Genomic DNA, 13032 nt, shown 5'->3' on the forward strand with positions numbered 1-13032 from the left:
GCAGGCGCCACGCCATGCCGTCCATCAAGCTATCCTCAATCAAACTTTCCTCAATCAAGGCTTGGGCGCGCGACCTGAAACGAGACAGCGTTGCACTGTATCTCGCGTCACGTGATCCGCGCGTACCGTGGTACGCAAAGGCGCTCGCCGTCGCCATCGCGGCCTATGCGCTCTCGCCTCTCGATCTGATTCCAGATTTCATCCCGGTCATCGGCTATCTCGACGATCTGATCCTGCTGCCGTTCGGCATCTGGCTTGCGATCTCGCTCGTTCCGGATGAGGTGATGGCCGAATGCCGCGCCAATGCCAGTGCCGTCTTGCAGCGCCCGATCAGTCGAGCGGGAATGATCGCGATCATCGTGCTCTGGATCGCCGGTGCACTCGCGCTGGCATGGGCCGTCTTCACATACTGGCCGCGAACCACGCCCTAAGCCTGTGCGGCCTTTGGCACCAGCGCCTCGACCGTCACGCCATCGTCGCTGGAATTGATCTTGAGCGTGCCTCCGAGCGCGAGGATTCGTTCCTGCATGCCGGTCAAACCGCGGCCAAGCCGGTGATCCCTGAGCAGCCCGCGGCCGTTGTCGCGGACTCGCACCAGCGCGCAGCCGCGGCTGCCGCGCAGGCTGGTCTGCCGCTCCGCAGGCTCGATCGTGATATCGACTGCCGTTGCGCCGGCGTGGCGGAACACATTGGTGAGCGCTTCCTGGACGATGCGATAGATCGTCAGATCGGCCATCTCGCCGGTCTCGCCGAGATCAGGCGATATGCTGCTCTCGATCTCCACCTCCGGGTGCGTCTCGCTCCACAGCCGCACCAGCGCGCCAAGCGCTTCCGCAAGCCCAAGCTCCGCCAATCCCACCGGCCGCAATCGCTCCAGGATGCGGCGGGTGAACTGCTGAAGCGCGTTGACTTGCTCGAGGATGGCATTGCCGTGCTTGCGTAGCGCAGCAGGATCCGGCTTTTCGACCTCCGACAGCCGCGTCAGTGCGCCGGCATGGGCGCGCAGCGCGAACAGATAGGGCCCGAACTCATCGTGCAATTCGCGCGCGATCTCCTTGCGCTCGGAATCCTGCAGCGAGACCGCGCGTTCGGCCAGCTGCCGCTTGCTGTCCACGGCTTCGCCAAGCGTCACCGCCAAATGGTTCAGTTTGGCACAGATCGCAGCCAATTCAGGCGATCCGCCGGGCTCGACCCGCGCGTCGTAATCCCCAGCCTCGATGCCAGTCATGGCCTGCGACAGCGCTTGCAGCGGCGCAAGTGCGCGGCCGACCACCAGCATGGTCACCAGCAGCAGCGCCACCGCGATCGCGGAGCCGACCTCGAGCTGGGTGACGATGCCGTCCCAGATCTCGGCCATTTCGTCATCAGGATGCGAGGTGATGACAAGCGATTGCGGCTTGCCGTGAACCGAGATCGGCACCCGCACCGAAGTCTGCTCGGGATGAACCAGCGCGACGAACCATTCAGGCGGGGCGCGCGGATCGCCTGCCTCCGCCAGGCGCTCGGCAGACTTTGCGGTCGCGTCATCCTGCCGCGTGATGCTGACATGGCGCAGCCGGCTCAGGTCCTGGACGATCTGGTCGAGCCGCGCATCCGGATCCGGCGCTTCGTCGAGACCGGCCACCATCGTCGCAACAAACTCGCGCGCCAGCCGGATCACGCTCTGGTCCTCGGCCTGGACACGCGGCCCCGCTTCCAGCACGAGCCGTGCAATATTGATGCCCAACCCGAGCGCCAGTATCAGCGCCAGCAGCAGGTTGATCCGTGCGCGCAAGGATAGCTTTTGCCACATGACGTTGCCCCCGACCGCGATCCCTCCTCCGAGAGGATCGTTGACAGCCAAATTTGCCCGGCTATCTAATCGCACCCTATCGCAATCTCGTGCGAGGTGCACAACCGGTCGGAACCGAGGTGTTCTTCGTGCAAATCGATGTAACGATGAGCTAGTCGAAGCAGGTCGCCGGAACAACGCCATGCGCATTCTGATCGTTGATGATCATCCCATCGTTGCCTCCGGTTGTCGCACCGTGTTCGCCGACGATCCCGAGATCATCCTGCTGGAAGCTGCGGATGCCGAAAGCGGCGAACGGGCTTTCGTCGCGGAGAAGCCCGATCTCTGCGTGATCGACATCAACCTGCCGACCGTCTCCGGCTTCGAGCTGGCCCGCCGTATCTTGAGCCGCGATGCATCCGCGCGCCTGATCATGTTCAGCATGAACGACGACCCGGTGTTCGCTGCCCGCGCCATCGACATCGGCGCCAAGGGCTACGTCTCGAAGACCGGCGACCCCAACGATCTGGTGGAGGCGGTGCGCGAGGTCGGCAATGGCGGCGTCTATCTGCCGCCAGCGATTGCACGCAACGTCGCCTTTGCGCGGCCGGGCTTTGCGCAAAATCCACTTTCCAAGCTCACTTCGCGCGAGATGGAGATCCTGCGCCTGCTCAGTTCCGGCAAGAGCCTGTCGGAGATCGCCTGGCTGGTGCATTCGTCATACAAGACGGTCGCGAACACGTCATCGATCATGCGCCAGAAGCTTGGCGTGCGCACCTCGGCAGAGCTGGTGCGCCTCGCGATCGAGAGCGGCGTCGGCTGACGTCGCGCTCCAACACAGAGGAATATGGCAATGCAGACGGTTTCCCAGAACAAGTCGCATGGCGGCACGCAAGGCGTTTACCGGCATCCAAGCCGCGAGACCAAGACCGATATGACCTTCTCGGTGTTTGTCCCCGATCATGCGGCCGGCGCCAGATTGCCCGTCGTCACCTATCTGTCGGGCCTGACCTGCACGCACACCAACGTCACGGAGAAGGGTGAGTTCCGGCAGGCATGTGCCGAGCTCGGCCTGATCTTCGTCGCACCCGACACCAGCCCGCGCGGCGAAGGCGTCCCCGGCGATCCCGCCAATGCCTACGATTTTGGCCTCGGCGCAGGCTTCTATGTCGATGCGACGGAGCAGCCGTTCGCGACCAATTACCGGATGTGGAGCTACGTCACCGAGGAATTGCCCAAGTTGATCGCCGAGCAATTCCCGGTCGACACGAAGCGGCAATCGATCCTCGGTCACTCCATGGGTGGCCATGGCGCGCTGACGGTGGCGCTGCGCTATCCCGATCGGTATCGTGCGGCGAGCGCGTTCGCGCCGATCGTGGCGCCGTCGCAGGTGCCGTGGGGCAACAAGGCGCTAGGCGGCTATCTCGGCAGCAACAAGCAGGCGTGGCGCAAGCACGACGCGGTCGCGCTGATCGAAGATGGCGCCCGCTTCTCCGATCTGCTGGTCGACTATGGCGATGCCGACGGTTTTCTCACCGAACAGCTGCGGCCCGAGCTCCTGAAGGCGGCTTGCGAGAAGGCCAACATTCCGCTCACCTTGCGGCGTCAACCCGGCTACGACCACAGCTATTATTTCATCTCGACCTTCATGGCCGATCATCTGCAGTGGCACGCCGCGCGGCTGAAGGCGTGATGCTTTCCCCAGCCAAGGCGGCGTGATACCAAAATATCGAAAACAACCCCATGCAAAGTAGCCGGCGGCGGCGTTCAACCAGACGAGTTGACACGTCAGGCAACTCAGGGTTGTTCTTCTAATATTCCGAAATCATCCAAGCGCCCGTCGCTCATCGTGCCTGCGGCGCGCCGTAGTTTGGCGCGAGCAGGCGGTTGCGGACGAGGTAATCGGTGGCGCGTGACCAGGATTCGTCGGTATTGCCGCGCATGTCGGCGCTCATTGCTGCCACCAATTGCCCGGAATGGACGTCGCGCAGATAGAAATTGATGTTGAGGATCAGGTTGGAGACCTTCTGCACCACACCGGTCATCGCAAGATCGGCGCCCAGCTCGCCGGCCAGTTTCACGTCGCATCCGCCGCAGGCCTGAAGATTGCTGCCGTGCGCCGCAGCATTGACCGGCGCGATATCGATCACGTGGAACTTGCCGGAATCTGCAAGCTCCTTGCGCACCTGATCGCCAGCGCGCAGCAACCGCGTCTGTTCGTCGCTCCGCGGTCCGTCCACCTCTCCTTGAAGGCTGGTGTCGATCATCTCGAGGTCGAACACCGCGAGCTTGGGCGGTTCGGCGCGCGCCGCAGACATCAGCAGCAAAGACATGGCGAAGACGAACGCTGATCTCATGATTGTGAACCAATCGAAATTTGGTACCGCGCAACGACAAAAAGCGGGGTTGCAAGCCAGGCCAATTCCGGCATCTTGCATGTCAACGCATGGCTCGACAACGCCAGCCGAGTGAAGAATGACTACGGGAGGAGTTATGTTCCGATGGCTGATCGGCACGATCGCGCTCAGCATGGTGGCGACCGGAGCGCTGGCGGCTGATCCCGTCGAGGTCCATATCGGCTATCTCGGCCATGCCGGCATCAAATCGACGCTCTCGCTGGTCGAGCAACCGGCCGACAATGACGGTATCGCCGGCGCACGCCTTGCGATCGAGGACAACAATACGACCGGGAAATTCCTCAACCAGCGCTTCGTGCTTGATGAGGTCAAGGTCAAGGACAGCGACGACGTCGCCAAGGTCGCGACCGATCTCGCCGGCCAAAACGACTATATCATCACCGACCTGCCCGCCGACGCCCTGCTCAAGGTCGCCGACGCGCTGCGCGATCGCGGCACCGTGCTGCTGAATGCGGGCGCGATCGACGATCGCCTGCGCGAGCAGGACTGCCGCGCCAACGTGATCCATGTCGCACCGACCCGCTCGATGCTGGCCGACGCGCTCGGCCAGTACCTGGTGTGGAAGCAGTGGAAGCGCTGGCTCCTGGTGACTGGCTCGCACGATCAGGACAAGCTCTACGCCGACGCGCTGCGCCGCGCCGCCACGCGCTTCGGCGCCAAGATCGTCCAGGAACGGACATTCGAGGACACCGGCGGCGCGCGCCGCACCGACAGCGGCGTGACGCTGATCCAGCGTCAGATGCCGGTGTTCACGCAGCAGGCGCCGGCTTACGACGTGCTCGTCGCCGCCGACGAGAGCGAGGTGTTCGCGAACTATCTGCCCTACCGGACCTGGGAGCCGCGTCCCGTGGCGGGCTCGGCAGGTCTGGTGCCGACCAGCTGGGACGCGGCGCATGACCAATGGGGTGCGGTCCAGATCCAGAACCGCTTCGTCAAGCTGAACATGCGCCGCATGACGGCGCTCGACATGCAGGCCTGGACCGCTGCGCGCATGATCGGGGAAGCCACCTCCCGCACCAATTCGGGCGATCCCAGGAAGGTCATCGCCTTCCTCAAGGGCAAGGATTTCTCGATCGCCGCCTTCAAGGGTACGCGATTGACCCTGCGAGACTGGAATCTGCAGCTCCGCCAGCCGATCCTGCTGGCCGATGGTCGTATGGTCGTTTCGGTCTCACCGCAGGAAGGTTTCCTGCACCAGGTCTCCGAACTCGACACGCTCGGTGTTGACCGGCCTGAAACGAAGTGCAAGCTGCAGTGAGGGAGATGAAACGCATGTGGCGCCGCTGTCTGTTGACCGGGATGCTGGTTTGGCTTGCCGCGACACCGGCGTCCGCCTTCGTTGCCTACGTCTCCAACGAGAAGGGCAACACCGTCACGGTGATCGACACCACTAGCTGGACGGTGACAAAGACCATCAAGGTCGGCCAGCGGCCGCGCGGCATCGAATTCTCGCGCGACGGCAAGTTCGTGATGGTCGCGGTCGGCGACGACGACACGATCCAGGTGATCGATACCAAGACCCAGGAGATCGTCGACACCCTGCCCTCCGGCCCCGACCCGGAATTGTTCACCCAGGATGCCGCCGGCAAGACCATGTATGTCGCCAACGAGAACGACAACACGGTCACCGTGATCGATCTCGAGAAGCGTGCCCGGCTCGGCGACATCCAGGTCGGCGTCGAGCCCGAGGGCATGACGATCAGCCCGGACGGCAAGATCCTGATCAACACGTCCGAAACCACCAACATGGCGCATTTCATCGACACGACCACGCGCCAGATCGTCGCCAACGTGCTGGTCGATTCGCGGCCGCGCTTCGCCCAGTTCAAGCGCGATGGCTCCGAATTGTGGGTTTCCTCCGAGATCGGCGGCACGGTGTCGATCATCGATCCGGTTAAGCGCGAGGTGACCGGCAAGATCACCTTCGAAATCCCGGGCCTGCGCAACGAGGCGATCCAGCCCGTCGGCATCGGCATGACCAAGGACGGCAAGACCGCGTTCGTTGCGCTCGGCCCCGCCAACCGCGTCGCGGTGGTCGACGGCGCGACCCACAAGGTCCTCAAATATCTGCTGGTCGGCCAGCGCGTCTGGCACATGGATTTCACGCCCGACGAAAAATATCTGATGGTCACCAACGGCGTCTCGAACGATGTCTCGGTGATCGACATCGCAGCCCAGAAGGTGATCAAGACCATTCAGGTCGGCGAACTGCCCTGGGGGATCACGATCGCGCAGCCATGACCGCAACCGACGCCCATATCGCGAGCCAGCCCTTGCCGGATACAGGCCCTGTAGCGGCCGTGCCGCCGGCGCTGTCGATCGGCAATGTCAGCCACAGCTACGGTCCGCGGCGCGCCCTGATCGACATCAACTTCACGGTTCAGCCTGCGAGCTTCACCGCGTTGCTGGGCCTCAACGGCGCGGGCAAGAGCACCTTGTTCTCGCTGGTGACGCGACTGTTCGGGATCCAGAACGGCCAGATCAAGATTTTCGGCCATGACATCAGCCGGACGCCGGGTGAGGCGCTGCGGCTGATGGGCGTCGTGTTCCAGCCGCGAACGCTCGATCTCGACCTCTCGCTGACGCAGAACCTGCTGTATCACGCTGCGCTGCACGGTATCTCGCGGCGTGAGGCGCGGCTGCGCAGCGCCGAGGTGCTCGGCCGCATCGGGCTCGCCGACCGCGCCACGAGCAAGGTGCGCGATCTCTCGGGCGGCCAGATGCGAAGGCTCGAAATCGCCCGCGCGCTGCTGCACCGTCCGCGGCTGCTGCTGCTCGACGAGGCCACCGTCGGGCTCGACGTCAAGGCGCGCGCCGACATTCTCGATCATGTCCGCCAGCTCGTTACTGAACAAGGCATCGGCGTGCTCTGGGCGACGCATCTGTTCGACGAGATCATGCCGGGCGACGACCTTGTGGTGCTGCATCAGGGCCGGATGCTGGCGCACGGCCCGATGTCGCGGGTGATCGCGGACGCAGGCGCCCAGGACGTCAACACCGCGTTCATGCGCCTGACCGGAACGGCAACCCTCACCGGAAAACCGCCAACATGAGCAGCACGACGGTCACGCCTGAGCGAAGCGGCTTCTCGGCGTCGGAATACGTCGTCTGCCTGAACGGCATCGTATGGCGCGAGGCGCTGCGCTTCCTGCATCAGCGCGAGCGCTTCGTCTCGGCGCTGGTCCGGCCGCTGGTCTGGCTGTTCATCTTCGCCGCCGGCTTCCGTCAGGTGCTCGGCATCTCGATCATCCCGCCTTATGAGACCTACATCCTCTACGAGGTCTATATCGCACCCGGCCTGATGGCGATGATCCAGCTCTTCAACGGCATGCAATCGTCGCTGTCGATGGTCTATGACCGCGAGATGGGCAACATGCGGACGCTGCTGGTCAGCCCGCTGCCGCGCGGCTATCTCCTGTTCTGCAAGCTGCTCGCCGGCACGGCGGTGTCGCTGCTTCAGGTCTACGCCTTCCTGCTGATCGCGTGGTTCTGGGACATCGCGCCGCCGACCATCGGCTACCTCACCGTGCTTCCGGCGCTGGTGCTGTCGGGCCTGATGCTCGGCGCGCTGGGCATGCTGATCTCGGCCAGCATCAAGCAGCTCGAGAATTTCGCCGGCGTGATGAACTTTGTCATCTTCCCGATGTTCTTTGCCTCGTCGGCCCTGTACCCGCTCTGGCGCGTGCAGGAAGGCAGCCCGATGCTGTATTATATCTGCCAGTGCAATCCGTTCACGCATGCGGTGGAGCTGATCCGGTTTGCGCTGTACGGCAAGATGAACTGGGTTTCGCTCGCGGTGGTCGGCGGCTGCACAGTGGTGTTCATGATCGGCGCGATCCTGGCCTACGATCCATCGCGTGGCCTGGTCTGGCGCGGACCCGGCGGAGGCGAGGCATGACAGGTTGGCGGCCAGCAGGACTGGGCGCGCTGCTCGCGATGGTTTTGTCGAACCAGGTCGCGTTCGGTGCCGACCCGCGTTACCCGGACTGGCCATGCGCGCAGGCCAAGGTGCCCGAGATCTCGCTCGCCGCGGTCTGGGCCGGGCCGCCGCTCGGCGATGCCGAGACCAGGTGGAGGGACGATCCGAAGATCAGCGCACTTGCGACCAAGCTCGCAGCGCGCCGCGTTCCGCTCGAGGATGCGCAGAAGGAGATCACCGAATTCCTGTCGGCCGCGGCGGCCGACAAGGCCAATGCTGGAAAGCTGCTGTTCGCGGGCCTGTTCGATACGCTCAACGGCCAGCGGGCCTCGGTCATGAACGGGCTGGAGCGCGTGATGCGCAAGCAGCGCGAGGCCGCGGAAAAGATCCGCGCCGATACGATCGCGCTGCAGGCGTTGCAGGACGCCACGCCGCCGGACCAGGCCAAGGTCGACGAGCTCGGCAATCAGCTGGTCTGGGAGACCCGGATATTCGAGGACCGCGGACGCGTGGTGAAATTCGTCTGCGAGGTGCCGACCATAATCGATCAGCGGCTGTTCGCGCTAAGCCGGACCATCCAGCAGGAGCTGGATTGAGGCCTGCGACCGATCCCGGCCCCGGGGATCATTAACGCGCCGCCGGAACAAACTGCGGTGCCCGTTCGTTGCCCCCAACTATATCTGAAGTTGGGAGACCTCGATGAGAGCAGCCAAGATCGTCTTGACCAGCCTCGCCGCTGCGAGCCTGATCGCCTCAGCGGCTTTGGCCCAGCAATCCATGTCAGGAATGGTCACCAAGATTGACCGACTGAGTGGAACCATCTCGATCCAGCAGACGCAAACCGGCACGGTGGGCGCGGCCGGCGGCGCAATTCAGGAATACAAGGTGCCCAAGGGACAGTCACTGGAGGAGCTTCACGCCGGTGACAAGGTGACATTCACCACCACGGACGGCGACAAGACCATCAACAAGCTCGACAAGCAGAAGTAGCTCGCGAGAGCATTTCCGAGCCGCGTGAGGGCGGGCTCACTGTTCGCCCTCGCGCGGCTCGGGCTCCGCATCCGCCAGCGGCAGGTTGGCGCGCCCCCACCCGTCGGTTCCCTCCGGATACCACGCCACATTGCTGTAGCCGTAGGAGAGCACGCGCTTGGCGGCGTTCCACGACATCCAGCAATTTTCCTGGCAGTAGATTACGAGCAATCTGGCCTTGTCGTCGCCGGAGGCGCGGACAAGGCCGCGTCGCATATAGTCTTCGGTCGATGCGGCGAGCTTGCCGTAGCCGGTGTCGGGCAGCCAGATGCTGCCGGGAATGTCGCCATGCGGCCGCTCGCGCCATACCGTGCCGGCGGGCAAATTAGGCTTCGGCGCGCGCGGCAGCACGTCGACGAAGGCGCCGGATTTGTCGCGCCAGATCGCTGCCGCTTCCGCGGTCGTGAGAACGCGTGCCCCTGCAAGCGTGATCGGCACCGGCGCGCGATAATCCTCGGTCCGGTAGCCCTCGGGCTCCGCAGGCGGGTCCTGCGCGCGGACAGGCGAAGCGGCGAGCAATATCACCGCAAGCATGGCCGCGAGCCTGATCATGGCGATTTGGTCGCGGCCTCCGGCCCGATCGGACGGTCGTTCTCGTCGAGCAGCGGAACGCCGAAGTCGAGCAGGATCTTGTTGATCGCCGGCTGGTTCTCCTGGATCAGGCGATTGAGCTGCCGCTTCCAGTTCTGATCGGACGCTCGCACGCCCATGCCGATGCGATAGACCAGCTTCGGTCCCGTGGTCTCCTTGAGCAGCGGCGTGACATGCAGCGGCGGGTTCGCCTTCTTGGCGTAAAAGCCGGCCATCGGCCCCCACAGGATGCCGGCGTCGATCTCGCCCTTTTCAAGGTCGTTCATCATCGCCTCGGCCGAGGAATCGTAGCGCGTATCGATCATCAGCGGATATGGCTTCGCGTTGGTCATCAGGCCGTTGATGGCCATATTGGTCGCGGGCGGCGTTCCGGCGACGATGCCGATATGCTTGCCCTTCAGCCGCTCATCCTCGAGCGTCGTGACTTCATCCAATCCACTGCCCGGCTTGGCAATGATCGCATAGGCCGTGCGGTAATACGGATTGGTCCCTTGCGCGAGGTCGTCGCCTTGCGGAAAGCCCATGATCACGTCGCAGCGATGCGAGCCGAGCGTGACCCGCACGAAGCCGGTCGCCTGCGGGAAATACATGTAATCGAGCTTCCTTTGCAGCTTCTCGGCGAACAGCTCGCCGATCTTGTTCTCGAAGCCCTCGCCCTTGTCATTCGAGAACGGCAGGTTGCGCGGATCGGCGCAGATGCGAAGTACCTTGGGATCGACCAGCTCGATGGAGAGTTCGCCCTGCTCATTGACCTGCGCACGCGCGACGTCGCGGCCGGCGAGACAGGTCATGAAGCCGGCAAGCGCGAGCAGAACAGGACGGCATCCGATAACTCTCATTGCGCGGTCTCCTCTTGATCGGACAGATTGCCGCCATCCACCAATTGCCCGGCGCACCATGACGTGCAACAGGGATAATGATCGCGACGGTGCCGCGTTGCTTGTTGCGGCGCAAACTGGAGCGCGACGACATCGATCGCGCGTCCCGGAGAAACTGAGGCGGAAACATGGCTCATGGCGGTTCGGTGCTCGCGCTGCTCCTGATGCTTTGGGCGCCGACCATAGCGCGGGCACAACAGGCGGAATTGCCTGTGAGCGAAGTCGCCCCCGGAATATTCGTTCACACCGGGACGACCTCCTTGATGACGAGCGACAACGAAGGCGCCATCGCCAATGTCGGCTTCGTGGTTGGCGACAGCGCCATTGCCGTCATCGACACCGGCGGCAGTGTCCGCGAAGGGCGGCAATTGCTCGCCGCGGTGCGCAGCCATAGCGACAAGCCGATCCGCTATGTGATCAACACCCACGCGCATCCGGATCATAGCTTCGGCAACGCGGCCTTCGTGGCTGACGGGACCAGTTTCGTCGGCCACAACGCCCTGCCCCGCGCGCTGGCGGCGCGCGGGCAGTTCTATCTCGACGGCTTTCGCCGGACCATGGGCGATGCGTTGATCGACGAGGTGCGGATCATTCCGCCGACCATGCTGGTCGCGGACATGCTGAAGCTCGACCTCGGCGGGCGGACCCTCACCCTGAAGGCGTGGCCGCCCGCCCACAGCGACAACGACCTCACGATCTTCGATGAACGCACCGGGACCCTGTTCGCGGGCGATCTGGTATTCCTCGGCCATATTCCCGTGGTCGACGGCAGCCTCAAGGGCTGGCTGCGTGTGCTCAATGACCTCGCGGCGATTCCCGCCGAGCGCGTGGTTCCCGGTCACGGACCCGTGAGTGCGTGGCCTGCAGCGCTTGCCGACGAGCGGCGCTATCTTGAGACGCTGGCCGCGGACGTCCGCGCGCTGGTCGCAAGCGGCAAGCCGATCACGGCTGCGGCAGAGCACGCCGCGGCAGCCGAGCGGCCGCGCTGGCAATTGTTCGACGATTACAACGCCCGCAACGCAACTGCAGCATTCTCTGAAATTGAATGGGAGTAGCTGTTGGTCCTATAGTGACGCGCCTGCATAGGATCTCGCGAACATGACTGGACATCGCGCCCGCCTGCTTTGCATCGCCAGCCTTCTCACCGTCGCGCTGGGCGTACCAGACGCGTACACGGCCGAGACGTATGATCCCTGGCCGGGCCTCGTCCAGGACATCTTCAGCAATCGTCCGATGAATGACGGCAACGATGTCATCGGCATCGAGATGCCGGCGCGCGCGGAAGATGCCGCGATCGTTCCGGTGACGCTGCGCACCAAGCTGCAGCCCAGCGACAGCCGCCGCGTCGTCGCGATCACGCTTGTGATCGACGAGAACCCGGCGCCGATGGCCGCGAAATTCACGCTGGGGCCGGACGCCAACGTCACCGAGATCTCGACCCGCGTCCGCGTCAACAACTACACCAATGTGCACGCCGTCGCCGAGCTCAGCGACGGCAGGCTCTATGTCAGCAAGGTGTATGTGAAAGCATCCGGCGGCTGCTCGGCACCGGCTGGTAAGAACGTCGAGGAGGCGAACAACCGGCTCGGCCAGATGCGCTACCGGCAATTCACAAAGTCCGAACAAGGGCCGGCGACGAGCACACGGGAAGCCCAGATCATGATCGGGCATCCGAACAACTCGGGCCTGCAGATGGACCAGGTCACGCAGCTCTATATCCCGGCCTTCTTCGTCAACCAGTTGCACATCTGGCAGGACGACAGTCCGGTGCTGGCGATGGAGGGCGGAATCTCGATTTCCGAGGATCCCAACATCCGCTTCACCTATGTCTCGAATGGCGCCAAGCACTTCCGTGCCGAGGCCAAGGACACTGACGGGCACGTCTTCGAGCACGAATGGAAGGTCGAGAATCCCGGGACCTGACGCGCCAGCGATCTCACGCTAGACGCTAGAGCCCCGTTCCGACTGAATCGGAACGAGGCTCTAGCGTCTTGTTTTGACGCGTTTTCTTCACGCGAACCGGAATCCACTTCGTTCGAAAACGCTCTAGAAGCACCTGACTTCGGCCTCGGCCTGGGCACGCCTGAGGTCGTTGAGCGCATTGGCGGCCTGCTCGGACGAGCGGAACTGGCCACCCAGATTGCCGCGCACCTGCGCCATGCTGAGCACGGTCTCGGCGGTGACGTAGCGATCATAGGGGATGATCGAGGCGACCACGTCGATCGAGCAGGAACATTGTTCGATCGACTGTCGGGATTCGCCATTGGACTTCATGCAGCCGAACACATATTCGGCCCGCGCCGAGGTCGGATAGTCGTTGATCTCCTGGGCCCGCACGCGGATGGTCGTCCCGGCAAGCACGGCCAGGACGGCGACAATCGGTCGTAGCATGCCAGCTCCTGCCATGGTCCTGCTTCCTCTTCTCTT

Annotated in this window: 17 protein-coding genes; 11 read left to right on the forward strand and 6 right to left on the reverse strand. The window is 63.8% G+C overall.

The genetic code is table 11. The annotated features are described in order from the left end of the window. Nucleotides 1-14: 14 nt before the first annotated feature. Complete coding sequence (locus AAFG13_RS13015) at nt 15-431, forward strand: YkvA family protein (RefSeq protein WP_212310297.1); 417 nt, start codon at nt 15-17, stop codon at nt 429-431. Here the strand turns inward: AAFG13_RS13015 and AAFG13_RS13020 are convergent. Continuing rightward, the gene (locus AAFG13_RS13020; RefSeq protein WP_342712240.1) at nt 428-1792 is read right to left on the reverse strand and encodes a histidine kinase; all 1365 of its coding nucleotides are present in this window, start codon (nt 1790-1792) and stop codon (nt 428-430) included. The genes AAFG13_RS13015 and AAFG13_RS13020 overlap by 4 nt on opposite strands. A 181-nt stretch (nt 1793-1973) precedes the next feature. Here AAFG13_RS13020 and AAFG13_RS13025 point away from each other — a divergent pair, with 181 nt between their 5' ends. After that, nucleotides 1974-2594 carry a response regulator transcription factor gene (locus AAFG13_RS13025; protein ID WP_092115647.1) on the forward strand — a complete coding sequence of 207 codons (621 nt, stop codon included), beginning with the start codon at nt 1974-1976 and terminating at the stop codon, nt 2592-2594. A gap of 24 nt (nt 2595-2618) precedes the next feature. Beyond that, entirely contained in the window at nt 2619-3464 is an 846-nt protein-coding gene (fghA, locus tag AAFG13_RS13030) for an S-formylglutathione hydrolase (RefSeq protein WP_212310299.1), read from the forward strand. A gap of 151 nt (nt 3465-3615) precedes the next feature. Here the strand turns inward: fghA and AAFG13_RS13035 are convergent, their stop codons facing one another. After that, nucleotides 3616-4095, reverse strand: a complete 480-nt coding sequence (locus AAFG13_RS13035; RefSeq protein WP_212310770.1) for a DUF3280 domain-containing protein — start codon at nt 4093-4095, stop codon at nt 3616-3618. 169 nt (nt 4096-4264) lie between these two features. Here AAFG13_RS13035 and AAFG13_RS13040 point away from each other — a divergent pair, with 169 nt between their 5' ends. From AAFG13_RS13040 to AAFG13_RS13065, 6 genes are all read left to right on the forward strand, one after another. Next, on the forward strand, nt 4265-5446 hold the full coding sequence (locus AAFG13_RS13040) for an ABC transporter substrate-binding protein (RefSeq protein WP_342712241.1): 1182 nt from the start codon (nt 4265-4267) through the stop codon (nt 5444-5446). A gap of 5 nt (nt 5447-5451) precedes the next feature. Further along, complete coding sequence (locus AAFG13_RS13045; protein ID WP_342712242.1) at nt 5452-6429, forward strand: YVTN family beta-propeller repeat protein; 978 nt, start codon at nt 5452-5454, stop codon at nt 6427-6429. Beyond that, nucleotides 6426-7241, forward strand: coding sequence for an ABC transporter ATP-binding protein (locus AAFG13_RS13050; RefSeq protein ID WP_342712243.1), 816 nt, complete (start codon nt 6426-6428; stop codon nt 7239-7241). The genes AAFG13_RS13045 and AAFG13_RS13050 overlap by 4 nt, the downstream gene beginning before the upstream one ends. Further along, nucleotides 7238-8086, forward strand: a complete 849-nt coding sequence (locus tag AAFG13_RS13055; RefSeq protein WP_342712244.1) for an ABC transporter permease — start codon at nt 7238-7240, stop codon at nt 8084-8086. Before AAFG13_RS13050 ends, AAFG13_RS13055 begins: the two co-directional genes overlap by 4 nt. A 38-nt stretch (nt 8087-8124) precedes the next feature. Then, entirely contained in the window at nt 8125-8703 is a 579-nt protein-coding gene (locus tag AAFG13_RS13060; RefSeq protein ID WP_342713328.1) for a hypothetical protein, read from the forward strand. 103 nt (nt 8704-8806) lie between these two features. Continuing rightward, nucleotides 8807-9097, forward strand: a complete 291-nt coding sequence (locus tag AAFG13_RS13065; RefSeq protein WP_342712245.1) for a copper-binding protein — start codon at nt 8807-8809, stop codon at nt 9095-9097. A 36-nt stretch (nt 9098-9133) separates the two neighbouring features. Here the strand turns inward: AAFG13_RS13065 and AAFG13_RS13070 are convergent, their stop codons facing one another. From AAFG13_RS13070 to AAFG13_RS13080, 3 genes are read right to left on the reverse strand one after another with little or no spacing between them, the layout of a single operon-like run. Continuing rightward, entirely contained in the window at nt 9134-9688 is a 555-nt protein-coding gene (locus AAFG13_RS13070) for a PQQ-dependent catabolism-associated CXXCW motif protein (RefSeq protein WP_342712247.1), read from the reverse strand. Beyond that, nucleotides 9685-10566 carry a substrate-binding domain-containing protein gene (locus tag AAFG13_RS13075; RefSeq protein WP_342712248.1) on the reverse strand — a complete coding sequence of 294 codons (882 nt, stop codon included), beginning with the start codon at nt 10564-10566 and terminating at the stop codon, nt 9685-9687. Before AAFG13_RS13075 ends, AAFG13_RS13070 begins: the two co-directional genes overlap by 4 nt. Further along, nucleotides 10563-10850, reverse strand: a complete 288-nt coding sequence (locus AAFG13_RS13080) for a hypothetical protein (protein WP_342713585.1) — start codon at nt 10848-10850, stop codon at nt 10563-10565. Before AAFG13_RS13080 ends, AAFG13_RS13075 begins: the two co-directional genes overlap by 4 nt. Here AAFG13_RS13080 and AAFG13_RS13085 point away from each other — a divergent pair. Next, complete coding sequence (locus AAFG13_RS13085) at nt 10734-11660, forward strand: quinoprotein relay system zinc metallohydrolase 2 (protein WP_342712249.1); 927 nt, start codon at nt 10734-10736, stop codon at nt 11658-11660. The genes AAFG13_RS13080 and AAFG13_RS13085 overlap by 117 nt on opposite strands. A gap of 43 nt (nt 11661-11703) precedes the next feature. Next, nucleotides 11704-12528: a quinoprotein dehydrogenase-associated SoxYZ-like carrier gene (locus AAFG13_RS13090; RefSeq protein WP_342712250.1), complete on the forward strand. Its 825-nt coding sequence runs from the start codon at nt 11704-11706 to the stop codon at nt 12526-12528. A 123-nt stretch (nt 12529-12651) separates the two neighbouring features. On the opposite strand, the gene AAFG13_RS13095 is transcribed toward AAFG13_RS13090, so the two are convergent. Next, a complete protein-coding gene (locus AAFG13_RS13095) occupies nt 12652-13011 on the reverse strand; it encodes a hypothetical protein (RefSeq protein ID WP_342712251.1) in 360 nt (119 codons plus the stop codon). Between the last annotated feature and the right edge of the window lie 21 nt (nt 13012-13032).

The sequence above is a fragment of the Bradyrhizobium sp. B124 genome (genome assembly GCF_038967635.1).
Taxonomy (GTDB): domain Bacteria; phylum Pseudomonadota; class Alphaproteobacteria; order Rhizobiales; family Xanthobacteraceae; genus Bradyrhizobium.

Excerpts from the sequence above, each read along its gene's own strand:
- AAFG13_RS13045 (WP_342712242.1), top strand. The coding sequence starts at position 5,452 with ATGAAACGCATGTGGCGCCGCTGTCTGTTGACCGGGATGCTGGTTTGG.
- AAFG13_RS13085 (WP_342712249.1), top strand. The coding sequence starts at position 10,734 with ATGGCTCATGGCGGTTCGGTGCTCGCGCTGCTCCTGATGCTTTGGGCG.
- AAFG13_RS13020 (WP_342712240.1), bottom strand. The coding sequence starts at position 1,792 with ATGTGGCAAAAGCTATCCTTGCGCGCACGGATCAACCTGCTGCTGGCG.
- AAFG13_RS13090 (WP_342712250.1), top strand. The coding sequence starts at position 11,704 with ATGACTGGACATCGCGCCCGCCTGCTTTGCATCGCCAGCCTTCTCACC.
- AAFG13_RS13060 (WP_342713328.1), top strand. The coding sequence starts at position 8,125 with ATGGTTTTGTCGAACCAGGTCGCGTTCGGTGCCGACCCGCGTTACCCG.
- AAFG13_RS13025 (WP_092115647.1), top strand. The coding sequence starts at position 1,974 with ATGCGCATTCTGATCGTTGATGATCATCCCATCGTTGCCTCCGGTTGT.
- AAFG13_RS13075 (WP_342712248.1), bottom strand. The coding sequence starts at position 10,566 with ATGAGAGTTATCGGATGCCGTCCTGTTCTGCTCGCGCTTGCCGGCTTC.
- fghA (WP_212310299.1), top strand. The coding sequence starts at position 2,619 with ATGGCAATGCAGACGGTTTCCCAGAACAAGTCGCATGGCGGCACGCAA.
- AAFG13_RS13070 (WP_342712247.1), bottom strand. The coding sequence starts at position 9,688 with ATGATCAGGCTCGCGGCCATGCTTGCGGTGATATTGCTCGCCGCTTCG.
- AAFG13_RS13095 (WP_342712251.1), bottom strand. The coding sequence starts at position 13,011 with ATGGCAGGAGCTGGCATGCTACGACCGATTGTCGCCGTCCTGGCCGTG.
- AAFG13_RS13015 (WP_212310297.1), top strand. The coding sequence starts at position 15 with ATGCCGTCCATCAAGCTATCCTCAATCAAACTTTCCTCAATCAAGGCT.
- AAFG13_RS13065 (WP_342712245.1), top strand. The coding sequence starts at position 8,807 with ATGAGAGCAGCCAAGATCGTCTTGACCAGCCTCGCCGCTGCGAGCCTG.
- AAFG13_RS13040 (WP_342712241.1), top strand. The coding sequence starts at position 4,265 with ATGTTCCGATGGCTGATCGGCACGATCGCGCTCAGCATGGTGGCGACC.
- AAFG13_RS13055 (WP_342712244.1), top strand. The coding sequence starts at position 7,238 with ATGAGCAGCACGACGGTCACGCCTGAGCGAAGCGGCTTCTCGGCGTCG.
- AAFG13_RS13050 (WP_342712243.1), top strand. The coding sequence starts at position 6,426 with ATGACCGCAACCGACGCCCATATCGCGAGCCAGCCCTTGCCGGATACA.